This window comes from Rhodococcus sp. BP-261 (assembly GCF_019835205.1).
In the GTDB taxonomy this organism is placed as follows: domain Bacteria; phylum Actinomycetota; class Actinomycetes; order Mycobacteriales; family Mycobacteriaceae; genus Rhodococcoides; species Rhodococcoides kyotonensis_B.
In genome coordinates this window covers 18959-44256 of sequence record NZ_JABUCO010000031.1, presented here as the reverse complement: position 1 = coordinate 44256, position 25298 = coordinate 18959, and the positions used below count along the sequence as shown (strand labels likewise).

Below are 25298 nucleotides of genomic sequence, written 5' to 3'. Positions count from 1 at the left end.
CGAGTGACCAGGTGGACGGTTCTGGTCGGTAGGTGCCGTTAGCGGCGTCGGGTGGACGAAAGTGTGCCGACTCTTGGTCGACCTTTTGGGGCGAACCTCGGTGACTTCGTATGGACGCGGGTGGTTGCTCGACTCCCCGAACGCGCAGGTCAGGCGGTCTGTTGTGGACTCGGGCGTACCCGTATGAATTGTGATCACTAAGACAGCGGGTCCGGGGTTCGAGTCCCTGATGGCGCACACCAAGTGCCCCTGAACAGCGTTTACGCTGTTCAGGGGCACTTTTTGTTGTTCGAATTCGCCTGGGTGTCCGCGAAGTTCGCGAAAATGGACAACGCTCTGACCTGTGGATTCTCAATTCGCGTAGGGCGTTTCGGAGACTTGACTCCCAATCGCTCTGTTCGGGGAGTCAAGTTCGCGCAGCCTGCTGCTGACCTGCGTAATCGCGAGCCCTAGTCCGCGTTCGGTTCGCCGACGGACGCCTGCGGACGCTCAACTCATCACTTACTCATCTTTTTGCGCTCAAAGAGTCGACGGTTGAGACTCTGCACCGTAGTTCGTGGCGATTGATCGAATTGGCCCAATCGATGGTGGCGATACGGGTGCGTCCAAGCTCTGTCGTCGAGTCGCGGGCTTGCCGCCGTCGCCTAAGAACAACGGACGTTGGCGATCGCCTCGCGCTGGTCGTTCTTGGCTGTGGGGTCGGTTCCTGCCGAGCACACCACCGCAGAATCGATTCTCGACCAATTGCTTCACCACGCCACCATCGTCGTCACCGACGGTGTCGCTATCCATGTCGGTTGGACGGCTGTGGAACTACGACTGATGCCGTCGCACGATGCGGGAACACCGCCTTAATGTCCGAAGCTGTGTTGGAGTTCGGACGACCTGCGATGGATGGCAAGTCTCTCACCTCATGGCGCTGTTCCGCGATCGCCCGGTGGCACAACATAACTGCACCAATCTCAACGATGGAGGGTGGCCTGGCAGGGCTATGAAGATTGCATTCTCGCCGCCACCGTCGTCCGGCGCAGTTTCGCCTCGGGATGACTATTTAGAGTTGGAGGGATTGGTCCGGCTTCCTGGGATGGCGACGTGGATGATGTGGCGCGGCTCTGGGTCTCCCTCGATGTCGAACGCGGTGTGCCCGATCAGTGACTTGATATGCGGCGGTGGACCGGTGGGGTCAAATGCCTTGTGTCGCAACGCGACGAGAAACCCGATGCGGATGTCATTGCCCTGGTAGGTCGCTGCTTGCTTTAGGTACGCTGTCCGATTGCTCATCGGAAGTTTGGTGTAGTCCACCTTCATCTCGATGTGGATGGCGAAGGTATCGAACTTCAGCCGGATGTCGACCCGCCCTCCGCCGACATGCGAGACCTCGTACTCGGCGCGACTGCCGATGTTGCCGACCAGGTAGTTGTATAGATCTTCATGGATCTTGTCTTCATTTGCCGTGGGGTCAAACAGATATCCGTAGTGGCCGGCTGAAGACCCGGTTCTGCTGGCTACGAAGTTCACGATGAGCAGCAGAACTTGGTCGACGACCGGTTCGACCTCGTCCTTGTAGTCCGGGTTGGTCGAAAGCGCCTCACGCAGCTGGTCGAACAGCTCCCGCTGAGTAAGGTTCAAATGTGAACGTCCGGCAGCGACATGGTCAATCCGTTGTTCTATGGCGGTGAGGATCGCCGGCGAGATATGTTCAAGCAGATCTTCGTCAGGCGAACCAGAGGGAATCAGACGGCCAAGTAAAGGGGGTAGCGGCGTGGACGGGGCGCCGCCTCGGACTTTTCCCGGCGCCTCACCTCCCTTCGCCACGCGTCGGGCAGTCTTGACGATGCTGCGAGCGGCGTGAAGCTGAGCCTTCTCCTCGTCGTCAAGCTCGCTGTCGCCCCGCGACATGAGATCAGCGGCGTACTCCTCGAGGTTGCTCAGATGGCTGGCGTTGCTGGCGAAGCCCCCGTCGATGACTGGCCTAATCAAGTCCTGAACGCCCACGATGTCGGCACAGCGGGTGCCGACGCGGAACGTCCTTGCGCTGACATAGACGGTCAGTAGGTCACGGACGACGACTTCGGCTTGATAAAAACCGTCCTTACCGAGTTGAGTGCCCATCTGTTCGAGGTCATCGGCAAGTGCAGACCAGGCGGTGAGAGCCGCACGTGTGTTATCGCCGTACCAGTGGTCAAGACCACTGGAGTCGATTCTGAATCTCAGTATCTGCTCGCGGACAACAGCGAGCGTGTCCGACGAAAGCGGGACTGTGGCCAACGGGCCCATCGCGTCGTTGGAGACAACACCGTTCACGAGTTCGCGGAGGGCTTTGACAATGCTGAACATCGGGAGGGCGTCGGGCCGGTGGAGGGCGTCGGCGGCTACTCCGAAGAACCTGGCTGCGTCTTCGAGGTGCGGGCCCATCTCCTGAACCGAGGCGGCACGTAGAGCGCGGAGCAGGGAAGCCATTGCAAGAACCCATGCAGCATCCGACTCAACATCAGCGGCAAGCGCTGAGTCGGCGCCGTCCACCGCGTCGACACCACCGAGGGCGCGGACGACGTCGACCAACGGATCTGCTTCTGGCCAGATGTCAATGGCGGTGCTCACCGAACGGATCACTGCGCGCGACATCGGGGCGACCATTGGAACGGTGAACTTCTGCAGCAGCGCCAGCAGTGAGAAATGCGATCCGTGCCCGGCGGCAACGAGACGGGTCAAGGCTTCGAGCGCGTCCGCAGAAGCCAGGTCTGCGGAGGCCTCTGGCTGCTTACGGGCGAGGAAGCCTGCGGCCACGGACTCGAGACCTGCGACGAGCCTGACGCCGGCAACCTGGGTGACGACAGCGCTGTCCAAGAGCGCGTCGAGCGAGTCCCGAAGTAGCGACGGCTGAGCGGTCGCGACGACGGCATCGGCGACAGCTGTCGCGGCTGCGGCAGCTTCAATGTCACCCGGTTGGGCATCTCTAGCGACCAGGGTGGCAACAAGCGGAAGTACTGGTTGTCCGATTAAGGTCGCGGCGTCCCAAGCGATCCGCGCCCATCCCCCGAGGTCGGCGATTGCGGAATGTGGGAACGGTTTGCCGCTGGTCTCCTGCGCCAGGCTCAAGGCAGCATCAGCGAGCGATACGGCACCGGTCTCGCTCATCTGGTCTCCTCCTGAACCCTGGCAGTTCATCTGATGGTTGCTTGGACTGCCGACAGACCAAATGAGTCGACCTCACCACACGAAGTCGCCGCCTTCCGCGATGAGCCGGTTCTTCTCGGGCAGGAGATCAACAAGCGGACCAGTGCTCCGTGTAGCGACGATGATCTGCATCGGCGCCTCTTCGGCAACCTCCAGCAGCGCCGACATCATTGTCGCCAAGTCCCCATCAGGCATTTCCTCCGCGGCTGGCGAGTCCAGCAGCAGGAACCCCGGATGACGGCCAATATTCTCGGCGTACCCGTGCTTGATGAGCGCGATTACCGCGGCGATCTTCAACCGCAGCTGCTCGCCGGGAGACACCGCGCCGTATGAGGAAGGGTCCCCGTTCTGCCGCAGCGTCATGTTCGCGGCACCGTCAAGCCTGATATTGCTCAGGCTATCCGCTCCAAAGTTCACGACCAAGCGCCCGATCTCGGCTGAGATAGTTACAAGCAGCGGGTCCTGGTTGCCCTTTACCCAATCGCCGAGAACCTTCTGCGCGGCGTCGGCGATAGCCAGCTGCATCGGGTCGACCGGAGATGCATCCACCGGTGAGACTGGCTCAGCCAGGGCGTCAGCAGCGCCCTCGGCCCGCGCCAGTTCGATGTCCAGCAGCCTACGTTCCTCCACGACCCTTAACAGTGAAGCATCCAGGTCAATCTCCGCGACGAGTTCGTCATGAGTGACCTGCAGCCCGTTGATCTGCTCACGCAGATTCGCGATCACGCTCTCGATGTCGACACGCGCCTGTTCAAGCGCCTCGATCCCACTCGTCGCCGTTTCCTCCTCCCCGTCCTGGTCGACGGCAGTGGACGTGGACTCGACCAGAGCGGTGGCGACTTCGGCGTCGACGGAGTCCGCAACCACGACGTTCACCTCGAGCGCCTCCAAATTGAGGTCGCTGGTGCACACCGAGCACTTGTGCTCGTCCGGCTCTGCAACACGGCGCTCGCTGGTTACCGCCGCGGTGCAACGCGGGCACACCGTCGGCTCCATCTGGTGGAAAAACTTCGACAACAGCGCATGCTCGTACTCGGTGTGTTGCCGTGCCTTCGCAGCCTTCAGTTGCTGCCGCACGGTGTCGGCAGCAACCGACCGATTCAGCAGCTGCGTCTCCAGAGCGTGCATTCGGCGAACGAGGTCACTGATCTCGGCGCTTGCCCCAGCCAGCCTCGCGGGATCGGGTACGCCGGCGGGTAGTGCGGCAATCTTTGCTTTGACCGTTTCCACAGTTCTCAACGCTTCGCCCCTGGAGGACTCCACGGCCTCGGTTGCGGTCTTCGTCCGCTCCTGAGCAGCCCTTTGCTCAGCCTGCAACGTCCCAGCGACTGTTGCAGCGGTCGCCAGCACCGGAACCCAGTCCGTTCCGATGAACATCTGCATCAAACGGACGCTGAGGGTCGCCTCTTTGCCAATGATCGACTTCAGGTACTTCGGCCGCACCCACAGCGCGTTCACATACGAAGCCCACTTGTGCGTCACAGGTTTCCCCGACTGCGATACTGCAAATGCTTCTAGGCGAAGGCGGTTCAACATGACCGAACTCATCGCGTCCTCGAATGACTCGTTGTCGAACGAAACGAGAACTGTGCCCAAGGTCTCATCGTCCTCGACAACCGTCACCGTGCCCGTACTAACGTAGCCGTTGTCCGCTTCGAAGCCGACCCGCAGCGTCTCAGCGCCGACGACCCAGTCGACCTCAACGTGCTCGATCCACCGTTTCACTGCAACCGAAAACTCCGAACACCGGCCAGCGAGCGACCACAGCAGAACATTCACGATGCTCGACTTGCCACGCAGGTTGCTGCCTGACCCGACACCGTTCACTCCGTCGATCGGCCGCCACGTGAAGTCGAACGGTACCAGTGCACGTACTACCGGCTCCTCAGATTCGTTGCCGTCCTGGTTCTCACCATCATCGGTCTGCGTCTCCGTGTTCTCGGTCTCAGTGTCCTCGGCTGAGGGAGTCGGATCGAGGTCTAGAGGCTGTTGCTCATTGCCGGTGTCTATCTCCTCTAGCTCACAACCATCGGCATCTGGATGCGACGGGTCCAGACGTTTAGTGCCTCGGAAGGACACCCGCGCCACTCGGAGGTGAACTGGCACACCCTTCGATGCCGATGTGGGAATACCCAGGTCTCCAAGGACCTTGTCCACCTCACCGGAGGTGGTCTCCAGCCGATTCTCCTTGCGCCGACGGGCAAGGACCTTCACGATCTCGTCAGCAAGAGAACTCAAATGCCACCTCCAGATCCACCCGCTGTTGTCGTGGTACGGCCATCCAGACGCTTCCGGACATACTCAGCGATCGGCGCGATGTTCAACCCTAGCTCCGTGCCGGCATATGTCGCCTGCTCGTACTGACGCTCCTTCAACTTGCTGCCGATCGTGTCATCAGCAACCAGCGCAACCAGCGCGGCCTGCCGGGCGTACCAACCCAGCACTGCGTCGACTGCCAACTCCGCCGCAGCGTCGGCACCAGCCGAGGTCAAAAACAGCTGATTGCGGTGGCTCTTCGTCCCAGGCTCGCCAGACCGCCGGAACGTCGCCAATCCGTACGTCTCCAGGAGGGCAATCGCGTCATCGATCGCCTCGTATGCGCCGTAGAACCAGCGCGGCATCGGGTAGTAGTGCAAATCGGGCTCGGCATCCTCCAGCAGTCCTCGCGCGACCTGGAGATACGAGTCGGCCAACTCTCCCGCGTCGACCTGCGAGATGATCTCATCAGCCAGATAGTCCGGGTTGCGCATCCAAAAGTCCATCGCCTGCAAGCGCAGTTCGCTACGCACGGCCTTCACCGCGGCTGGCGGATCACCGTCGGCTGCGGCCTCGCCCGTCTGGTCGAGGAGCACGAGAAGGCGGAGAGCATGCTGCGTGCGGGTGTGTGAAGGGCGCTCAATACCGGAACCAGAATTGGCCGTCATCTTCCTCCTTTCGGAATCCATCGTCCAATTGTTGCGCCTGTGGAGCATGACCTTGTGTATCGCCGCGCCGAACGCTGACTTTCGAGTGCTGACAGGGTTACTGAAGCGCCTAGCGCGGGTGGCCACGAACTATCCTCCTACTGTGCGGTCGGTGACGGACCGTCGCGGACGGTGGTGATAGGAAGAGTCATCGGAACTCGTGGTCAGGTTCCTATCCGCCCAGTTCATGGGCAACAAGACTCTGAAACGCCCTGGCCTCGTTCACCGGAGACACGCCAGCAGTTCGTTAGCGAGGAACAGTCGGCGGCCGCTCACCGCAATTACCGTCACCAAGAAGCGGGAGTAACCCGAGTACGCAATCAAGGCAGCATAATCGGAGATATAGCCGACAGGTTCGGTGTCAGCAGACGCACCCTGTACCGCCATCTCGAGAAGATGGCGAAAGATGCATCACGTGAGTAGCCCGAATCCCGATCAGTAGCTCCCTGAGTACAGCCGAGGGCGTGGTGCCTCGCCTCGTACTGCCGCACTGGACTCTTCTCCCACGAAGTGATCAACGTGCACGTCCGGAAACTTTCTGTGTCAGCAGCGGCGAAGTCAGCTCTTCATACCGAGCGAACAATATTCGTTGACGCTCCCGCTCTGACTTGCATAAATTCGGGGCTCCGAATGCCCGGTCCACCAAGTGGTCCAGATCCTGGTGTGCGACCGCGAGGTCTGACGGCATGCGGTCCGGGTCGTACAGTTCAGCTAGTGACAACTCTGGATAATTCTCGCGTACTGCGAGGATCTCGTTCCCTGCGCTGATGAGTTTCTCCCGAACGTCTTCGTCTAAAACTGGCAGCGGAAGCGTATTCCAGACAATCGTGTTGGTGAAACTTGGATCCGATTTCATCCGCCCCCCCACAGTTTTTTGCCACGTCATGAACATCGAGGATGAGATGATGGCGAACAGATACCCTTCCGGATCGGGTGAGGTGAAAAGTTTGATTGATGCGATTACGTCTGGCGCTAGGCGGGCGACGGTTGCGTACAGCCTGTTCTCCGTAAAGGTTTGGGGTATGCCCAAGTAGTGGACCATGGGTTGCCGCCGTTCCTCGAAGAGATGTGGGGTGGCGGCCCCTCGCCTTGTCGCAGCTTTAGTGCTTGCGAGTCGCTTCTCTTCGACTGCCTTTAGACGCACCTTGAGAACTGGACTCGCGTACAGGTCCTCCAAGCTGGCTCCAACGAACCAGAGGCACCAGCGATTTTTCTTGTTGATGAGCTCGTCCCCGCCCCAATAGCGGCGAATGTATTTTTTTGCGATGTGATCGGAATTGATCTCGTCGTGCTGGTCAGGCTCGATTGTGAGGCCCCCCCAGTCCACCGCTTTTGATCCCGCGTCCACCTCGGGAAGGCCCGGGGACAACGGGTGCATACGCTTGGTGACCAAAAGATTTGGCCCGTCGACAAGATATGCGTTGATCTCCGGGACTGAAGTCGCTCGCCCTTCTTGCGGGCCTCGGCCATGCTCAATGAGTAGTGGTGTCACCTTTGGATTTCGTGAGAATCCAACTATCACGCAGTGCACCGCGGCACCGCCGCTGGCTTCGGAAGTCCAGGCAAAGGTCCTGTGGGCAAACTTGATGCGCCATTCTGCAGAGAACAGCTTGCCCCAGAGTGTGGGCACTGCCTGCCCCTGCGAGATCGAATTCGTCGAAACAAAGGCCCATTCACCTTGGCCCACACCGAAGTAGTCGGAGGCTTTCGAGTACCAGCCTGCAACATAGTCAAGGAACCCGTCGTAGCCTGTGCCCCAGACTGATTTGAGATCCTTGGTTTGATCCACAGTTCGTTCTTTTGGCCCTACGAACGGCGGATTTCCAGCGACAATGACAGACTCTGATGGCTGACAAATTTCACTCCAACTGAGTCGAAGGGCATTCCCGACCACAATCTGCGCCTGCATCTGGATCGGCAACCGCTTTGGAGCGTCACCGAAGCGTTCCTTGAGTTTCAGGTCGCATTGACGATCAATGAGAAACATGGCGGTTTCCGCAATACGGGCTGGCCATTCGTCGATCTCGATACCGTAGAAGTGATCGAGTGTGACCTTCAATGCGAGTGTGGGGTCAAAGGCAAGCTGGGTATCACCAGTGATCTCCTGAAGCCGTTCCATGATGCGCAGTTCAAGATCGCGCAACTCACGGTAGGCGACGATGATGAAGTTCCCGCAGCCGCATGCTGGGTCCATGAATCGGATTTCACCTAGGCGATTCCATAGGCGGGTCAGGACCCCCTTTTCGTCTTTCATGGTCCGAGCCCGGTCGAACTCGGACCGGAGCTCGTCGAGGAACAACGGGTCTAGAGTTCGAAGGATGTTCAGCTCGGAGGTGTAGTGCTCTCCAAGCTCACGGCGCGTCTTGGCGTCGCGCACCGACTGGAACATCGAGCCGAATATGGCGGGACTGATAGTCGACCAATCAACGGCGCAGGCGTCGAGGACCGCGTCGCGGAACTCTTTGTCGAGGGCGGGGAGAGTGATCTTCTCGCGAAAGATGCCGCCGTTGACATAGGGCAAACCGGTCACCCGCGGCTGTGTCGCTGATCCGTCCGGGGTATCGAGCTGGACGAACAGGTCGTTAAGCTGGTCGGCGAGGGTGGATCCGTCGGTCGGGGTGTCGTGATGGATAAAGCTGCGGAAGGCGTCTGTCTCCCACATGTCGGTGTCATCGCCGAACATCAGGAAGAGGATTCGGGCGAGGCTCACCGAGATCTCGTGGTCACGTGTCTTGGGATCAAAGGTCCTCGGGTACGCCTTCTCGAATGCGGCGTACATGCGCGCCATAAGTTTCGAGGCCCGCCTGGTCTCGTTCTGCGACTCGACGTCGAAGGCGTTGCGGACTTTGGTCAGAACGGCGTTCGCGTCGAGAACGACGTCGATCGGTAGACGAATTGCGTCGAGGCGGGTGGCGAACTTCGGGTTTGCGGTACCGGTTCGGTGCCGGTGGCTCGTCAGTCGGGTCGAAGTCGAGTCGTCCTTGTTGCGGCGAGCTGGCCACCTCCAGACCTGTTCCTCGTTGTTGTGGAAAATGACCAGCCTGTCGGTCGAGGTCTTCGCAATCAGCCGGTCGAGCTCGGCTTCGACCTTCGAACCGGGCTTTTCGTCACAGACCCACACCCGCAGGCCTTTGTACGAGGAGACATTGCTGGCGGTGAAGGTCTGGCCCTCTGAATCGGTGTAGGCGACCGGCGGGTGGTCGGGCGCGCTCCAGTTCAGGTCGTGGAGAAAGAGTTCCTGGTAAAGGTGCTGCTCGACGAGAGAGACGAGATTGTCGGTCATGCTTCACGAACTCCAATCGAGCAAATAATTTTGATGGTGTCGGTTTCCGAGGACTTGATGACGAGTCGATCCTCGGAGTGCAGCTGGTTCAGCAAATCGGCGAGGTCGTCGAGGCTGTACCGGTTGCGTCTGGCCTGGCTCAGACGCATGGTCGCGTGTTCGGTCAGGGGGCGCTCGTGCAGTGCGTTGAGCGCATCGGAGGCCATGTCCGCGAACAGGGAGTTACCCCCGAGGCGCTCCCACGTCCATTTGCGGATGCCCTTGAGGTTCCCCGTGGCGAGGGCTTCGATGGTCAGCGGCCCGTGGATGAGCGTGTGCTCCCGTTCGAAGTGGTCGTCGCGGAGTTCAACGGTGGCGGTGTCGAGCTGGGCGGCGAACACTCGCATCGCTTCGAGCGGTGTGAGGAGATGCTCGACAGTTTGGCCGTCCGGTGCAGTGGTAGAAAGAGCGAATGCGTCTACGCCGGAGTCGGTGCTGACGAAACAGGCTACACCGCCGCGGTTTTCGGTGATGTACTGATCTCGGGTGCTGTGGATCATGTCCTGCATACCGAGAACGCGTTGGACGAGCTTCGGGTGCTTAGTCTGCGCGTTGGACCACACGAGCCATGCCTCACTGACCGCGTCGGCCTCTCCGTCGGCGTCCTCGGCGTCATCGTTGACCTTGCCCTTATAGAAGTCGTCGAGGATCTTGATTTCCTGATCGCCGCCGAAGAACTGTTCGTCAGACCCAAATGCTTCGGCAGAGGCGCCGAGCCGGTTCCGGATCCGCTGACGCAAGTTGATCTGCTGTTCGATCTTGTCGTGGCTGATGAGGTAGATAAAAACAGTGTCGGACTTCTGTCCGACCCGGTCCACGCGGCCTGCGCGTTGGATGATCCGGATGATCGCCCACGGCAGGTCGTAGTTGACGACGATGTGGGCGTCCTGCAGGTTCTGACCTTCCGAGAGCACGTCGGTGGCGACGAGAACGTCGATCGGATCCTCTACTGAAGAGGGTTCCGGTGCTTCCTGGCCCGGGACGGTGTTGGACCGAGGCGAGAATCGGCGGGCATGGTCCGCCGGGTTCTCTGTGTTGCCGGAGACGAGTCCGACGTTGGCCACGCCGGCGTCCTGCAGCGCCTGGGCGATGTAGTCGGCGGTGTCGACGTATTCGGTGAACACTAGGACCTTCTCGTCTGGGTGGTCGTTGCGTAGCAGGTCGACGAGTGCGTTGATCTTCGAGTCGCGGGTCGGATCCCAGTTGCCGAACCGGTCGAGGAGCGCGGTCAGTCGCTGGTTGTCCTTCTCTAGGTCCTTACGGAGGGTGGTCTTGAATACGGTCGAGTTGATCCATTTCGTCTTGGCCGGAAGCGTCCTTCGTAGCTGGTCGTAGCGACTCTCGAATGAGCCGTGCGTAGGAGCGCCGTCTTCGACGTCTTCGTCGCTGATGTTGAGCTGCTTGTCGGTGAAGCTACCGAGCGGGATCGGCAACTCGTGATCAATTGCGTGGATGAATAGCTCATTGCGCTCACGTTGGCGTTGCAGCGACAGGATGAACGAATGCCCTGACGATGACAGTCGCTTATAAAGGCCGGTGCGGACGAATCCGCTGACATTCCCGCGTCCGGAGCGGATGTCGTCGAGGATCTTGGTATCGGTCTCGGTGTGCCCGGCACGGGGGTTGTCATAGTCCGCGAGGCGATATCGCGGCAGGGTCAGGGCCTGCACCGTATCGAGGGTGGTGTCGTCCTCCATGAGCCGAGCCGGGTCGTCGCCGGCGAATTCGTGGCTTAGCGGACGCGCAACCCGGGTCGGGAAGAAGAACTTGTCCCCGCTGGCAAACTGCAGGTATTGCCGTTCTTCCTGGGTACCGTCCTCGGCGGTGACTGTCTCGGTCTGGGCGGTGCGCTTGACGAAGCTGCGAGTGCGGCGGACCAGGTGATCGCTCATCAGCCGTCGCCAGTCCTCGGCGTGTTCCGAACGCCGGAATGCGGCGAGGGTGTTGATCTTGCCGTCGACCTTGTCGCGCAGGCCCGGGTCCGCGGCCAGCGCCCGGGTCGGCACGATGCCGAGATCCTCGTCGTCGTCGATGTAGAGCCCAATCTGGCTGGCAACGTCAAGGAAGGCGAGGTTGTACGGGGTGGCCGTCAGCAGCAGCACCTTCGAGCTGTTGCGCCGGATGTACTCCCTAATCGATTGGTACGCAACGGTTCCGCTGTTGCGCAGGTTGTGGGACTCGTCGCAGATCACCAGATTGAAACGCTTCAGATCGGGAAGAATCTCGTCGACCATCGAGTACCGAACGACTCGCCCGCCATCGATGCCGTACTCCTCGAGGTGCTTGGTCCACATCCTCTCAAGGTTCTTCGGGCACAGGACCAGAGTCGAATAGTCCTCGGCGGATTGAAGCATCAGCGCCGTGGCGATCGCGGTCAGCGTCTTACCGAGACCGACGACGTCACCGAGCATGGTTCCGCCGCGGTGGACGATGCGGCGGGCAAGTGTTCGAACCGCGCTTTCCTGGTAATCGAGCAGCAGTTCCTTCATAAACCTCGGTAGTACGTAGCCGAGCCCGTCACGGGCATCCTGCGACAGCGCATGACACACCTTGAGGTAAACCTCGAACGGAGTCGGTTGCTGGCCGGCGGCCCAGGACTCGGCAATTAGATCGATGATCTCGGCATTGATCGGCAGCGAGAATCGGTCATTCCAGCGAGATTCGAACCAGTCCGCGACCTTCTCGTTTGCATCCGAGTCCTGGACGTCGATGTTCAGCTCGAGGTTGCTCGTCAACCCGGCACGGGTGAGATTCGATGACCCGACGTATGCCCAGCGTGGTGTGTGCCTTTTGTCAGGAGCATGGAAAAGATATGTCTTGCCGTGCAGCGGCTTTTCGGTAAAGACTTTCATCTGCACCGAGCCATCTTCTAGCTGGCGCTTGAGGGTCTGGAGAGTGGCCTGGCCATCTGTGGTGGCCAGGCCCCGCATCAGCTGGTTCCGCAAATGTTTGACGAGCTGGGTTTGGCGCGCGAGTGCTTTCTGTCGATCGTGAATGTCCGAGCCGTAGGCGGGGGGTTGAACATCACGTTGGAGGGCGTCGAGGATCTCCTGTGAATCCGAGGGAGCGACCATCCCCACCAGCACCCGGGCAGTGGGAAGCCCGGAACCCTCCAAGAGGGCAGGTTTGGTGTCGACGATGTCGGCCAAACTGGACCAGCCGCGCAGGTCGAGATATCCCGTCGCAATGTCGACGGTGTCGAACTCCTCCAGCGATTCCCGCAGTGCGGTATGCAGCCGGGTGTCGTCGGTGAGATTGTCAAAGATGTTAGGCACAGACTGGTGTCCTGACGGTTCGAGAGGCGGGCAAGCGCGTCCCCAAAGTACAGCGTGCGCTCGTCGACGACCGCATCGGAAGGCTGTCTCGGCAGGCAACTGAGATCGTCGACGACGCACCACACCGCAGCGAGCGCGGGACGCACTACGAAGCACCGTCAGGATGTATGACGGTGCGGAGTTGACCCTCTCAAAACAAGAGGGAGTGGCCCTAGCGACTGAGGGAGTGGCCCTAGCGACCGGGCTCGGTCGCGTTGTTGTCGATCAGTGGAGGCACTTGCCGTCCCCGCCTACCGCGATGGCACCGGGTGCGCTTGCCGCAGCCCTGGCCCCGCAGATCAGAGCAAGATGTGCGTGTTCGAAGACGTCGCTTTGGGCAGCGAAGGAGACTCGATCTGCGGCGACGAACAAGGTCCGATCACATCCGTTTCGGCATCCTAGGCCTGCATCCTGGGGATGAGCATCGCGGCTGTTTGGTGTTCGGTCGATACCGAACACCGTACGGAGCAGAACTTCTTGAGGGGACGGGATGCTGCGTTGGAGATGGGTTGACCTTCTGGGGTGTATGGGGTCGAGTGACCAGATGGACGTCCCTTGTGCAAAGGCGATCTGCATGGCGTCAGGTGGACGAAAGTGTGCCGACTCTTGGTCGACCTTTTGCGGCGAACGTCGGTGAATGTATCTGGACGCGGTTGGTTGCTCGACTTCCCGAGCTCACAGGTCAGACGGCCTACAGTGGACTCGGTTACATCACAATGAATTGTCACCACTTAGACAGCGGGTCCGGGGTTCGAGTCCCTGATGGCGCACACCAAGTGCCCCTGAACAGCGTTTCCGCTGGTCAGGGGCACTTTTTGTTGTGCGAGTCAGATCTACCCGTCACATCGAGGCTTCGACTGCCCAGGCTCGGCCCGCTGATCGACGGTGAGGTTCGAGCCACGCTGATCGGGCGCGGCAGTGCCCGCCTGTTTCACGGCGGGTTGGGAGCTGAAGACGTTGCCGACCGAGTTGTCCTTCGGGTGTCGCGCGATGCCCAATCGCCACAGCAACGGCGCGGCGAGGATGTCGAATACGGCTGGCAGGACTGTGAACGCTGCTGTGGCGCTCTTGTTGACGAGACCGAAGAGGGCGTCGGCGTCGCGTTCGCGACGAGGGTTGCGTACTACCTTCAAAACCGCGGCGGCGACGACGTCGGGGGAGGCGACGGGCGGGGGCGGCGATCCTGCGCGGCCGATGTAAGTCGCGGCCCGCTCGTAGATGGGGGTGCGGACTGCGCCCGGTGCGACGGAGCTGACGGAAACACCGGGATAGCGTCGCGCCTCTTGCCGCAAAACGCGAGTCAGGCCTCGAAGCCCCCATTTCGACGTGACGTAGGAGCTCATCCACGGTGTCGCGATGCGGCCCAACAGCGAACCGATGATGATCAGGTGACCCGACCGTTGACGTCGGAACACGGTCAACGTCGAACGTGCCACGTTCGCGGCGCCGAGAAGGTCGACGCCGACGGTCGCGTCGAAGACGTCGGCGGGGGTATCGAGGAAGGCACCGTACGACATCACAGCCGCTGAGTGCACGCAGATGTCGAGACCGTCGTACCGGTCGATCATCTCGTGAACGACGTGATCCACCTCGTCTCGGTGGGATACGTCGACGGGCTGGACCGACACTTCTTCGGCACCGAGGTCGGTGCATTCGGCGGCAACGGCGTGCAGGTCGACGCGGCCGCGTGCGCACAGGACCAGCCGGGCGCCGTCGCGGGCGAATCGGTGAGCTGTTGCACGTCCGATACCGCTCGACGCGCCGGTGATCATCACCACCGGTGAGGACGAGCGGATGCGGTTTGTGGAGGGGGCAGTGCGGTGGTTGTCAGAGTCTGGCATGAGGATCTGCACCTCGAAATCAGGGAACGACGAAAGGTAGACGAGCAGCCGACGGCTTTCGAGTGTGGCGCGGTACCAACGGCCCGGTGGTGCGGAGCTGATTCCACGGTACTCCGTTCCGAATCCGACACCAGGGTGTCGGAAATGTGGCCGGTGTCCAGGGACACGTTGCAGGCCAGGAATCTGTTGCGTCGACAGCGAGGCGAACTGCGTGCTCTTCACGCGTCGACAGTGGACGTGATCGGTGGTGCTCGGTTATGGTTCGAAAGTCGGTTGAATGAACAGCCGCTGACCACCACCTCAGCAGAGCTTGCTCGGCGACATCAATTCTGGCGGGATCTCATCTCGACGTGACCGTTCGGCGAGTCGGTTCGTGAAGTCTGGAGTAGCAATGGGCAACGACTTGTTGACCCCGGTTCAGAGCTCACCCGTGGACGGGCATGTCGCTCCGCCGCCGGGAACGTGCAAACAATGGCCGATACCACTGCGGCACAAACCATTTCGGGTGACCGTGTCCTCGTCGTTCGGCTATGAGGTGGTGAACGTCCTGGGCGACGTCGATGCCGGGACCGTCGCCGAGTTCAGTCGTGCTCTCGACCGAGCGTCGGGGTCGGGCCGGCCTGTTCTGCTCGACATTACTTCTGTCGAATTCATGTGTGCCGCGGGCTATTCCGCGATAACAGCCTCGTGCGGTGCCAACTCACGCTGGGCGACGCGGTGTGTCGTTCTGGGCCATCGCGGGCAACTCCGCCACATGACACTGTTCGGACCCGGCGATCGAACCGCGATCACCACCTGCCGTCATGTGGCCATGGGAATGCTCGACGCGGGTTGAACCGGATCCGGTCGCACTTGCGCTGATGTCGTGATGGCGTGGACAGATTCGCGCTACCGTCCAGTTGTGAGTCCAGCTGGGGCGAGTACCGATGGCGCAAACGAAAAGACCCCGCCCTCAACGAAAGTCGCAGGCGGGGTGTTCTCGTTTCGATTTCTAGCTCGCAGTGACGACTAGGCGCTGCGGCGTGGCTGCCGCAGTAGCTGACACCGACTAGGGCGAGGTGGTGCATTCGAAGCTGCCGGCTTCGTTGGCCGGTCCAGTACCCGTGTATCTCGGCCAGCCGGGATATTCGCACAACGGGCGCGCTCGATCGCCGTTCTCGCGTGCGATTTGATCCGTCGGCGCGACGCCATCCGCTACCCACGTCTGCAACGCGCCGAGAGAATCCCACACCAAATCGAATTCACCGTTGCCGTGACCGTACCCGGGAACCGTGTAGTACTTGACGCTCTGATCCAAGTCGCTTCTGCCGTACTTCGATACCAGATTTTCGTAGTAGTTCGACGTCGCCTGCTGAGGCACGAGCATGTCGGTGTCACCTTGCACCAGGATCAACTTGCCTCCCTTGTCGACGAAGCTGTCGAGGTCGGTGCTGGTGGCGTCGAATTGCTGCGAGAACGCTTCGACTCGGTCCCTGTACTTCATGTAATCGAACTCCACGGGATTCTCCGTCGAGTCCTGAGCAATGAAGTACTTCTGCACACCTTCGACGAACCGGTCGTAGTTCGACATGTCCTCGTCCGTCATCCATATCGACAAGTCGGCCCCGGCCAGCACCGGATACGGTCCGACGGTGTCGACACCGTTGGCAAGCGGATACGGCAGACGCTGCGGCTCACTCGCAAAGGTGATTTCGTCCGCCTGAGCCGGTGTCAGGCAAGGCGTCGACGTCGAGTCACACAGCAGAGTCGAGACATCGAAGGACTCGGAACACCCTCGTACATCCGAGACGATGCCGTCCTCGATGCCGTCCAGGTCGTCGCATGCGCCGATCACGGCGTCCGTGACGAACTGCCTGTGCTCGGGATCCAGATAATTGCCGGGAACGTCGTAGGCAACGTCCACCATGCCCGACCAACCAGCTACGAATGCCTGGTTCTGCGCGGCGGGGTAGTACGCAATGACGCCGTCGTAGTCGTCGGGATAGCGCTGTGCGGCAACGAGGCTTTCGTGGCCCCCTTTCGATCCGCCGACATGAAACTGCAGATCGGGCGTCGACCCGTAGAACTGCTCGACCACAGCGATAGCGGCGTCACGGGTTCTCTTGACGGATTCGCCTGCATAGTTGGCCAGCGCGGTCGGGTTCAGCGCGAAACTACCGGGTGCGTTCTCGCCGACGTCCGTTCCACCGTCGCTGCCGAAAGTTACGTAACCTTGGTCGATCGGCGGGAGGGGAACATCCGTGGACGGACTTGCGTCCGAAGCGTCCGGGTCGGCGTCGCCCGTGCCGGGTACGTTGTCGAGTCCGGTCACGACGGTGCCGTTGTAGCCTCCGCCGCCCATCTGAACGGTTGTACCGTTCCACTCGACCGGAAGATTCACCTGAAATCGGATCGGGGGTGCTGCTGGATCGACGGCGTCGATCGCGCCGGTGACCTGGCAGAAATCTCGCTCCTCCACAGGGGATTTCGCGATTGTTGCCTCCGTCAGGCGTGCGCCCGACGTCGGCAACGCGATGCGCGATGCGTCGAGTTCGAAACCGGACAACGCAGTGCAGGAAGCGACGGCGTCACTGACAACGCGTTGCGTTGTCGGCGTGGTGGCGCCGGAACTTTCGTTGCTGCCGTTGGCGCATGCGGAGGTCAGCGCAACCACAGCAACTGTCACGACGGTCATCGTGTGTCTCGAGAAGCCTCATTTCCATTGTGCAGCAAAGAACACTCACCGACTTCGGGCATGCGCCAGGCGAGGGTCAGGCGAGGGTCAGCGAGTGGCCCGAGCCGGAACCGGGTGCGTCTCTGCCGCTCGGTCGGTCCGCCGTGCCCGCAGCGAGAGAACCAAGAGGCACACCAGAGCGACCACTGCCAGGGCGGTGATCATCAAACCCACACGCCAGATGTTCGACACGTGGCCGTTCACGAGAGCAACCATCGCCATCGGTGCCATGCCGCCGAGAATCGCTGCGGCCTGATATCCCAGCGAAGCACCCGAATAGCGAATTTCAGCCGGGAACAGCTCTGCGAACAGGGCAGCCTGGGGACCGGTCTGGAACGACATGACGAAACACGACACGATCAAGGCAATAGCGAAGGGCCAGATCTTGCCGGAGCCCGAGGATTGAATCAGCATCCACATCGGAATAGCCCACAGGCCCATGCCGGCAATGCCGATTCCGTAGATGAGGCGACGCCCGTAGACGTCCGAGAGATGAGCCGTGAACGGCACCATGGGAATCAGGACTGCGGCGCCGACCATGATGATCCACAGGACGTCAGCTCGCGCCATCCCCAGGTTGGTCGTCGCGACCTGGATGGAACCGGTGATCGTGATGTAGAACATTGCAATACCGACCAGATAGGTCCCCCCGGCGAGGAGGACCGTGCTGAGGTTTCGTCGAAGAACTTGGAAAACCGGCGATTTCTGCTGGGCCGGCGTGGTAGCCAGCTTCTCTTCGACCTTCTGGAATTCCGGAGTCTCCTCCAAATACTTGTGGATTCCGAAAGCAACTAAGATCATGACCAAGCTGATCCAGAACGGCACTCTCCAACCCCACGACATGAATGCCTCGGGTGAGACCAGCCATGCGACGACAAGAAATATGCCGTTACCCAGAACAACGCCGATCGGAATACCGAGTTGTGCGAAGCTGCCGAAGAATCCGCGACGGTTGGCCGGCGCGTATTCCGTTGCCAACAGGACTGCGCCGCCCCATTGAGCGCCCACCGCGAGACCTTGGCAGATGCGGAGTGTGACGAGCAGTACCGGTGCAAGCCAGACGATTTCCGTGTTGGGCACGAAACCGATCAACGCAGTGGCAATGCCCATCAACAGTGTTGCGAACACCAGTACGGGTTTGCGCCCGATCCTGTCGCCGAAGTGGCCGGAGATGATCCCACCGACCGGGCGGGCGATGAAGCCGATGGCAACCGTGGCAAACGCGTTGAGAGCTGCTACGACCTCGTTGTCCGTGGCGAAGAATGTCTTGCTGAAAACGAGTGCAGCTGCAGTGCCGTAAATGTAGAAGTCGTACCACTCGAGAGAGGTGGCCAGAGCGGCGGCGAAAGCTGCCTTTCTCGCGGCCTTCTGTTGTGACGCCGGCGGTGCGGCCGGGGTGTCGGGCGACACTGACATGACTGCCCTCTTTCTGGTTTGTGGCGGATTTGCCGATGGTCGAGAAATGACCGAAACCTTGAACAATGTCTCGCGCCGAAGCGTAAGTGATGTTCGCCACTAATGTCAATGATCGATTTGCTTCGAAAATCAGGAATATTTCGACGGCGAATAGCCCAGTGGAAACCGCGTGGTATACGCGAAATCGACTGGGCTACTTGCCTTTTTCGGGTAAGTCAGTTGCCTTTCCATACGGGGGTGCGACGTTCCAGGAATGCGGCTAGTCCCTCGTCGGAATCGCGTGATGCGAGAACGCTTTTCTCGGCGATTGCCGTCACCTCCCATCCATGCGGGTCGTCGCGTCCTACCACTGCTTCGACCGCAGCAAGCGTCTCACGCACGGCAACCGGAGCATTCCCTGCAATGACCGCGGCCAATCGAAGTGCGTTCGCTACTGCGGTTCCGTCGTCGACGACGTCGTTGGCAAGGCCGAGAGCGAACGCGCGTTCTGCCGAAATCGGTTGCCCGGTAAGGAGAAGCTGTTTGGCAACATGAAGGGGTAGCGCCCGGTGGGTACGGAACAGCGCGCCGCAGTTGGCAACGAGCCCGTGGGTGACTTCGGGGAGGCCGAACCGTGCCGAACGTCCGGCGACGACGAGATCGCACGCCAGCGCAATCTCCATGCCGCCACCGAGCGCAAAACCCTCTACGGCAGCGATGAGCGGGGTTGTGCGGCTACGTCCTGCGATGCCGTACTTTCCGCCGCGTTCGGTCGGATCGCCCGGTCCGGTCGCAAGATCCGTTCCAGCGCAGAATATTTCGGGTCCGCCGGTCAGAATTCCGCACCTGAGATCAGGGTCGTCGTCCAGCACATCGAGCGCGTTGTCGAGCGCCTGCGTCATGTCGGCGTCCACCGCGTTCTTCTTGGCCGGACGGTCCATCGTGATCAGCAGAACGTGCCCTGTGCGTTCGGTGGTGACGCGTGAATTGTCGGTTCTCATCGGTCGATCCAATCCACGACGTCGTCCACTACCGCACGCGATGTGCGGTAACCGTTGATCGGGTGCGAGGTGTCGGCATAGCCGAAGGAAATTCCGCAGACGATTCTGCGGTCTTCCGACAACCCCAATTCACGACGCAGGACATTGGGATAGACGGCCAAGGCAGCCTGGGCGATGGTGCTCACACCGAGAGATGTTGCGGCAAGCAGAAAGTTGCTGACGTAGGCACCGCAGTCGACCGCCCCGTACGCACCCAAGGCTTCGTCGGTATGAAGGATGGCGACATGCGGCGCGCCGAAGAAGCGGAAGTTCTCGAGGGTCTGTTCACGTTGCCTCGTTCGGTCGCCGCGTTCGATGTTCACTGCGTTGTACAGCTGGAAGCCGCTCTCGCGCCGCCTCTGCTTGTGCACGCCCCGGTATTCACGGGGAAACGCGATGTCGGTTTCCTCCACGACGTCGGCCGAGGCCGCCGAATACAGCGCTTCGCGTAAACGTTCGGTGCCCTCGCCTCGGGTGACCGCAAGGTGCCACGACTGGCTGTTGCACCACGACGCCGTGCGCTGAGCCATCGTCAGAATTTCGCGAATCGTGCCGTCGAAAACCGGTTCCGACGTGAAAGCTCGACAACTGACGCGGGATTCGAGCAGATCGCGCAAGGTGTCGTGCGGTTCGCTCGGACGCCTGCCGTTCGCGGCGGTCATCGGACTGCCCCTGCCGCGATGTCGCGTCCGATGATTTCCTTCATCACTTCGGTGGTGCCACCGAAGATCGTCTGTACACGTTGGTCGACGAATGCTCGACCCACGGGATACTCCATCATGTATCCGTAGCCGCCGTGCAATTGGACGCATCGATCGACGACTCGCTTGTGCAGCTCGGAACTCCACCACTTGGCCTTCGCGGAGTCGACGGCAGTGAGTTCGCCGCTGTTCAGTGCCAGAACGCAACGGTCGACGTGGGATTCGGTGACCTCGATTTCCGTCAGCATGTCGGCGAGCACGAAGCGCGTGTTCTGCAGGTCGCCGATCTTCGTGCCGAAAGCGCTGCGATCGAAAACGTACGCTTTCGTCCATTCGTACGTGGCGCGCGCACCGGCGATGGCGGCTACGGCAATGGACAGCCGTTCGAGAGGTAGCCGTTCCACGAGATGAAGAAAGCCGCGGCCTTCGACGCCGAGGAGATTGCTGTGCGGTACCCGAACGTCGGTGAAGACCAGTTCGGCGGTGTCCTGGGCCGCGAGCCCGACCTTGGTCAATTTGCGGCCACGAGTGAAACCAGGCGTGTCACGTTCGACGACGAAGAGAGACAAGCCGCGGGAGCCGGCGTTCGGATCCGTACGCGCGACGACGATGACCAGATCGCAGTGAATTCCGTTGGTGATGAACGTTTTCTGGCCGTTGATGACCCAGTCGTCACCCTCGCGCACGGCTGTTGTCTTGATCGCCTGCAGGTCGCTGCCGGTTCCCGGTTCCGTCATGGCGATCGCGCCGATCAGATCACCGCTCGCCATCCCCGGGAGCCAGCGCCGACGCTGTTCGTCGGTCCCGAGGTCCGACAAGTACGGAATGATGATGTCGTCCTGGCAGCTGAGTCCCGCGCCGAACGACGTGGTGGCGGTTTTGGCGATCTCTTCGGCGACCACCTGCCGGAAGCGGTAATCGGTGACGTCGGAGCCGCCATACGACTCCGGCACCGACAACCCGAGGATCCCGGATTTGCCGGCTGCGAGCCATGCCGAGCGTGGGACCAGCCGGTCGCTTTCCCACTCCTCGTAGAAGGGTTGCACCTCGCGAGCTAGGAACGACTGCACGGTGTCGCGATACGCGTCGTGGTCGTGGTCGAAATGGATGCGTTTCATCGGTGTCTCCTGCGCCATCTGCGATTGCTCTTTATTTCTAGCGCTCGCTACATTGTGTAGTCTGGACCACAATTCGTCAACGGGCCGAATCGGACCCGAATCAGGCCGGGGGCCGAGTCGACCTCGGCGCCGTCGAGCCGCATACATGGGCAGGAGCGCGCAAGATGCAGGCAGTGCAATTGGTCGAGGCAGTCGGACCGCAGGGAGTCGCGATCACCGAGGTGCCGGAACCTGTGGCGTCCGACGGGCAGGTCGTGGTCGATCTGCACGCAGCGGGCGTGTCATTTCCCGACCTACTGCAGACGTCCGGTAGCTATCAGATGGTCGCGTCGCTCCCGGCTGTACTCGGTGCGGAGGGCGCAGGTGTCGTTCGGTCCGCCCCGCTGGGCAGTGGATTGACCGAGGGGCAGAAGGTTGCGGTTCTCGCCCTGGACGGCGCGTGGCAACAGACCGTCGTTCTCGATCCGCGCTTCGTGTTCCCTTTGCCGGAGTCGGTGTCGTTGACAGCAGGATCGGGATTCCTGATGAACTACCTCACGGTGCACTTCGCGCTCGACGAACGGGCGAGGAGTCGAGCCGGGGAGACGGTCCTGGTCCACGGCGCCGCCGGAGGAATCGGGACCGCAGCGCTCCAGGTTGCAGCAGCACTGGGAATGGAGACCATCGCGGTCGTGAGCAGCGACGAGAAGGCGAAGGTCGCAGCCGCGAACCGCGCGACCCACACGGTCATGGTCGACGGCTTCAAGGATCGAGTACTCGAACTCACCGACGGATGGGGCGTCGACGTCGTCCTCGATCCTGTCGGAGGGGATCGATTCCTCGACAGCATCCGATCGCTCGCCCCGAACGGTCGACTGGTGGTGCTCGGTTTCACGGGTGGCGAGATCCCGACGGTCAAGGTCAACCGGTTGCTTCTGAAGAACGTATCCGTCGTCGGTGCTGGATGGGGCGAATACATCCGAGCGTTCCCCGACTACACCGCGCGGCAGTGGGCAGACCTGGAACCACGCCTGAAAGATGGTTCCCTGATCGTCGAAGAGCCGAAGGTCGTTCCCATGGAGGCGGCTGTCAGTGCGTTGGAATCGCTGGCCGATCGCACCGCGACCGGCAAAGTGTCGTTGTCACTGCGGCCGGACGCCGTCGTCGAGTGACGAAAGTATGCTGTCGTGAGGACGAGCTTGCGTATGCGTGAACGAAGGGTACGACATGATGACGATCGGCACCGCGCACCGCGCAGACGACGATTGGCGTGTGTATCGGCCCCTTCCGCTCACGCCCATCCTCGCGGCGGCGTTGTCCTTGTTCCAGGCGAAGGGATATCACGGCACCACGATTCGTGACATCGCTGCACGGGCCGAGATAACGATGCCGTCTCTCTACTACCACTATGGCAACAAAGAGGGAATTCTCGCGGCGCTGCTGAACGTCGGAATGGACGACCTGGCCGCCCACATTGCTGGAGCGCTCAGCGAAGCAGGTGAGTCGACGACCGAGCGACTGCGGCACTTCGTCACCGCCGTCAGTTTGCACGAGACGTGCAGACGGGACATCGCACGAATTCATCCGGAATCACGCTTTCTCGGTCCCGAAGCGCGTTCTCACTACGTCGCCCGTCGAAATACCGTCACGGACAACATGATCGAGCTGCTCGAGACGGGCCGGGCGGAAGGCGTGTTCCAGATCGACGATACCCATTTCATCGCACGGAGCATCTTCGCGATGCTGCAGGGAACACCTCAGTGGTATCGCGACGACGGACCGGATGACCCCCACGATATTGCAGCGAAGTATGTGCAGTCGATTTTTCGGATGATCACCGACTCGGTTTGAATCACGCGATCGGAGTATGCCCGGACGTCGGTTCTGACGCCCGGGCATACTCGTCTCGTCAATCCGTTTCACGGCAGCAGGCGACATTGCGTCCATGCCGCGGTACGTCCGTACGAAGGTGACATTTCGTTTCTCCGGCTCACGTCAGCTCTACGTGGCGGCGAGGTAGTCGTACTTTCCCTTGAGACGGCCCTTGACGAGCTTGCCGGTCGGCGTGCGAGGGAGGTCCGCGTCGAACACGATCCGGCGCGGAACCTTGAAGCGCGCCAACGATTCTCGTGCGTACGCGAGAATTTCTTCGGCACGCTCGTCGGACGGTTCGACCCCTGGAACGAGTTGTACGACCGCAATCACCTGTTCGCCCATCTCGGGATCGGGGACGCCGATCACCGCGACATCCAGAACGAGCGGATGTACCGCGAGCGCGTTTTCGATCTCCTGAGGGTAGATGTTGACGCCGCCGGAGATGATCATGAAGGTCGCACGGTCGGTGAGGAACAGATAGCGGTCCTCGTCGAGATATCCGACATCGCCGGTCGTCGACCAGTTGTCGTGCTGCGGGTGCTGCGCCTTCTTCGTCTTCTCGGGGTCGTTGTGGTACGCGAACGGCATCTCGTCGCGCTCGAAGTAGACGTCGCCGATCTGATTCGGCCCCAACACTTCTCCGTCGGGGCCACAGATGCGAACCGTACCCAGTAGACCGTCCTTGCCTACCGAACCGGGCTTCTTCAGCCACTCGTCGGAGTCGATGCTCGTCATTCCGGCAAGTTCGGTGGAGGAGTAGTACTCCTGCAGAATCGGACCCCACCAATCGATCATGGCGCGCTTGACGTCGACCGGACACGGCGCTGCGGCGTGAATGGCAGTGGTGAGCGACGACAGATCGTACGCCTGACGGTTCTCGTCGGGCAGCTTGAGCATGCGGACGAACATCGTCGGTACCCATTGACTGTGCGTCACGCGAAACTGTTCGATGTAGGCCAGGGCGCGTTCGGCGTCGAACTTTCCCATCACGACGACCGTTCCGCCCAGAGCCTGCACAGCTGCTGCCGTCCGGAGGGGTGCGGCGTGGTACAGAGGCGCCGGCGACAGGTAGACGGTGTCGGAGTTCATTTTCCATACGCCGGACGCCAGCCCCACCATCGTGTCACCGGGCTCGTCGATCTGCCGGTTCGGGAGCGAGGGTTCGATGCCCTTCGGCTGGCCGGTAGTCCCGGACGAATACAGCATGTCCGCGCCGCGGGGCTGAGACTCGAGGGGTTCGTCGGAGAGGCCGACGGTCTCCTCGTCCAGATCTGCGAAACCTCGAATCGAGCCACCGAACGCAAGCCGAAGTTCGACGGCGGGCGTCTGGGTTGCAACGAGTTCGGCAACGTCGTGAAGAGTCGCGGCGGCAACGACAGCGCGCGCCCCGCAATCGTTCACGATGTAGGCCATCTCGCCGGCCGTCAGATGGCGGTTGATGGCAGTGAAGTACAGCCCCGATCGCATTGCGGCCCAATAGATCGCAAAGACGCGGGGGTTGTTGTCGCTGATGAGCGCGATGTGATCGCCCTCGCGAAGGCCCGCGTCGCGGAGATATCGGGCGATCCGAATGGACTGCGACTCCAGTTCACCGAAGGTCACTGTCTCACCCGAATCGGCCATGATGACCGCTGGCTTGTTCGGGTGGGTTTTCGAGTGGGCCCCGGGGTACATAGATTGCCTTTCGCTGAACAGTTATCGTGCGATAGATCACCAGCCTAACGCGAAGTGACCGTCTAGGGAAGAACGATTTCCGACGCAACGAATTGTGCTGCATGGCCGCGTGAATAGGGTTTTTCCAGTCGACAGCGCGTGACCGGTTGGCGTTGACATGAGCCGCTACGCTCTGCCAATCTAAAC

General features: G+C 61.1%; 17 protein-coding genes. 5 read left to right on the top strand and 12 right to left on the bottom strand.

Features of this window, described 5'->3' with window-relative positions; translation table 11 throughout:
• Positions 1-660: 660 nt before the first annotated feature.
• Positions 661-855, top strand: a complete 195-nt coding sequence (locus tag HQ354_RS23025; protein WP_222635713.1) for a hypothetical protein — start codon at positions 661-663, stop codon at positions 853-855.
• A 192-nt stretch (positions 856-1047) separates the two neighbouring features.
• On the opposite strand, the gene HQ354_RS23020 is transcribed toward HQ354_RS23025, so the two are convergent.
• The 3 genes from HQ354_RS23020 to HQ354_RS23010 all read right to left on the bottom strand — a co-directional run bounded on the left by HQ354_RS23020 (position 1048) and on the right by HQ354_RS23010 (position 6101).
• Positions 1048-3138 carry a hypothetical protein gene (locus tag HQ354_RS23020; protein WP_222635712.1) on the bottom strand — a complete coding sequence of 697 codons (2091 nt, stop codon included), beginning with the start codon at positions 3136-3138 and terminating at the stop codon, positions 1048-1050.
• A gap of 72 nt (positions 3139-3210) precedes the next feature.
• A complete protein-coding gene (locus HQ354_RS23015) occupies positions 3211-5415 on the bottom strand; it encodes a hypothetical protein (RefSeq protein WP_222635711.1) in 2205 nt (734 codons plus the stop codon).
• On the bottom strand, positions 5412-6101 hold the full coding sequence (locus HQ354_RS23010; RefSeq protein WP_222635710.1) for a hypothetical protein: 690 nt from the start codon (positions 6099-6101) through the stop codon (positions 5412-5414). Before HQ354_RS23010 ends, HQ354_RS23015 begins: the two co-directional genes overlap by 4 nt.
• 171 nt (positions 6102-6272) lie before the next feature.
• Here HQ354_RS23010 and HQ354_RS26040 point away from each other — a divergent pair, with 171 nt between their 5' ends.
• Positions 6273-6563 (top strand): helix-turn-helix domain-containing protein, encoded by a 291-nt coding sequence (locus tag HQ354_RS26040; protein ID WP_222635709.1) that lies wholly within the window; start codon positions 6273-6275, stop codon positions 6561-6563.
• 91 nt (positions 6564-6654) lie between these two features.
• Here the strand turns inward: HQ354_RS26040 and HQ354_RS23000 are convergent, their stop codons facing one another.
• The 3 genes from HQ354_RS23000 to HQ354_RS22990 all read right to left on the bottom strand — a co-directional run bounded on the left by HQ354_RS23000 (position 6655) and on the right by HQ354_RS22990 (position 14617).
• Positions 6655-9423, bottom strand: coding sequence for a DNA methyltransferase (locus HQ354_RS23000; RefSeq protein WP_222635708.1), 2769 nt, complete (start codon positions 9421-9423; stop codon positions 6655-6657).
• Entirely contained in the window at positions 9420-12737 is a 3318-nt protein-coding gene (locus tag HQ354_RS22995; RefSeq protein ID WP_222635707.1) for a helicase-related protein, read from the bottom strand. The genes HQ354_RS23000 and HQ354_RS22995 overlap by 4 nt, the downstream gene beginning before the upstream one ends.
• Positions 12738-13609: 872 nt before the next feature.
• Positions 13610-14617 carry an SDR family oxidoreductase gene (locus HQ354_RS22990; protein WP_222635706.1) on the bottom strand — a complete coding sequence of 336 codons (1008 nt, stop codon included), beginning with the start codon at positions 14615-14617 and terminating at the stop codon, positions 13610-13612.
• 505 nt (positions 14618-15122) lie between these two features.
• Here HQ354_RS22990 and HQ354_RS22985 point away from each other — a divergent pair.
• Complete coding sequence (locus HQ354_RS22985) at positions 15123-15452, top strand: STAS domain-containing protein (RefSeq protein WP_222635705.1); 330 nt, start codon at positions 15123-15125, stop codon at positions 15450-15452.
• Positions 15453-15665: 213 nt separating this feature from the next.
• Here the strand turns inward: HQ354_RS22985 and HQ354_RS22980 are convergent, their stop codons facing one another.
• From HQ354_RS22980 to HQ354_RS22960, 5 genes are all read right to left on the bottom strand, one after another.
• Positions 15666-17282 (bottom strand): tannase/feruloyl esterase family alpha/beta hydrolase, encoded by a 1617-nt coding sequence (locus HQ354_RS22980; protein WP_167678120.1) that lies wholly within the window; start codon positions 17280-17282, stop codon positions 15666-15668.
• 96 nt (positions 17283-17378) lie between these two features.
• Positions 17379-18746: an MFS transporter gene (locus HQ354_RS22975; protein WP_084423522.1), complete on the bottom strand. Its 1368-nt coding sequence runs from the start codon at positions 18744-18746 to the stop codon at positions 17379-17381.
• Positions 18747-18961: 215 nt separating this feature from the next.
• Positions 18962-19726 (bottom strand): enoyl-CoA hydratase-related protein, encoded by a 765-nt coding sequence (locus tag HQ354_RS22970; RefSeq protein WP_167678118.1) that lies wholly within the window; start codon positions 19724-19726, stop codon positions 18962-18964.
• Positions 19723-20427 carry a nitroreductase gene (locus HQ354_RS22965; protein ID WP_167678116.1) on the bottom strand — a complete coding sequence of 235 codons (705 nt, stop codon included), beginning with the start codon at positions 20425-20427 and terminating at the stop codon, positions 19723-19725. The genes HQ354_RS22970 and HQ354_RS22965 overlap by 4 nt, the downstream gene beginning before the upstream one ends.
• Positions 20424-21584 (bottom strand): acyl-CoA dehydrogenase family protein, encoded by a 1161-nt coding sequence (locus tag HQ354_RS22960; protein ID WP_167678114.1) that lies wholly within the window; start codon positions 21582-21584, stop codon positions 20424-20426. Before HQ354_RS22960 ends, HQ354_RS22965 begins: the two co-directional genes overlap by 4 nt.
• A gap of 164 nt (positions 21585-21748) precedes the next feature.
• Here HQ354_RS22960 and HQ354_RS22955 point away from each other — a divergent pair, with 164 nt between their 5' ends.
• Both HQ354_RS22955 and HQ354_RS22950 read left to right on the top strand, forming a co-directional pair.
• The gene (locus HQ354_RS22955) at positions 21749-22735 is read left to right on the top strand and encodes an NADPH:quinone oxidoreductase family protein (protein WP_167678112.1); all 987 of its coding nucleotides are present in this window, start codon (positions 21749-21751) and stop codon (positions 22733-22735) included.
• 37 nt (positions 22736-22772) lie between these two features.
• Entirely contained in the window at positions 22773-23414 is a 642-nt protein-coding gene (locus HQ354_RS22950; protein WP_222635704.1) for a TetR/AcrR family transcriptional regulator, read from the top strand.
• A 150-nt stretch (positions 23415-23564) separates the two neighbouring features.
• On the opposite strand, the gene HQ354_RS22945 is transcribed toward HQ354_RS22950, so the two are convergent.
• The gene (locus HQ354_RS22945; protein ID WP_068421053.1) at positions 23565-25112 is read right to left on the bottom strand and encodes an acyl-CoA synthetase; all 1548 of its coding nucleotides are present in this window, start codon (positions 25110-25112) and stop codon (positions 23565-23567) included.
• Between the last annotated feature and the right edge of the window lie 186 nt (positions 25113-25298).

Bases quoted from the DNA above. Each gene is read 5' to 3' on its own strand.
- HQ354_RS22975 (WP_084423522.1), bottom strand. From the start codon at position 18,746: ATGTCAGTGTCGCCCGACACCCCGGCCGCACCGCCGGCGTCACAACAG.
- HQ354_RS22990 (WP_222635706.1), bottom strand. From the start codon at position 14,617: ATGCCAGACTCTGACAACCACCGCACTGCCCCCTCCACAAACCGCATC.
- HQ354_RS22965 (WP_167678116.1), bottom strand. From the start codon at position 20,427: ATGACCGCCGCGAACGGCAGGCGTCCGAGCGAACCGCACGACACCTTG.
- HQ354_RS23020 (WP_222635712.1), bottom strand. From the start codon at position 3,138: ATGAGCGAGACCGGTGCCGTATCGCTCGCTGATGCTGCCTTGAGCCTG.
- HQ354_RS22945 (WP_068421053.1), bottom strand. From the start codon at position 25,112: ATGTACCCCGGGGCCCACTCGAAAACCCACCCGAACAAGCCAGCGGTC.
- HQ354_RS22970 (WP_167678118.1), bottom strand. From the start codon at position 19,726: ATGAGAACCGACAATTCACGCGTCACCACCGAACGCACAGGGCACGTT.
- HQ354_RS23000 (WP_222635708.1), bottom strand. From the start codon at position 9,423: ATGACCGACAATCTCGTCTCTCTCGTCGAGCAGCACCTTTACCAGGAA.
- HQ354_RS23010 (WP_222635710.1), bottom strand. From the start codon at position 6,101: ATGACGGCCAATTCTGGTTCCGGTATTGAGCGCCCTTCACACACCCGC.
- HQ354_RS22955 (WP_167678112.1), top strand. From the start codon at position 21,749: ATGCAGGCAGTGCAATTGGTCGAGGCAGTCGGACCGCAGGGAGTCGCG.
- HQ354_RS22960 (WP_167678114.1), bottom strand. From the start codon at position 21,584: ATGAAACGCATCCATTTCGACCACGACCACGACGCGTATCGCGACACC.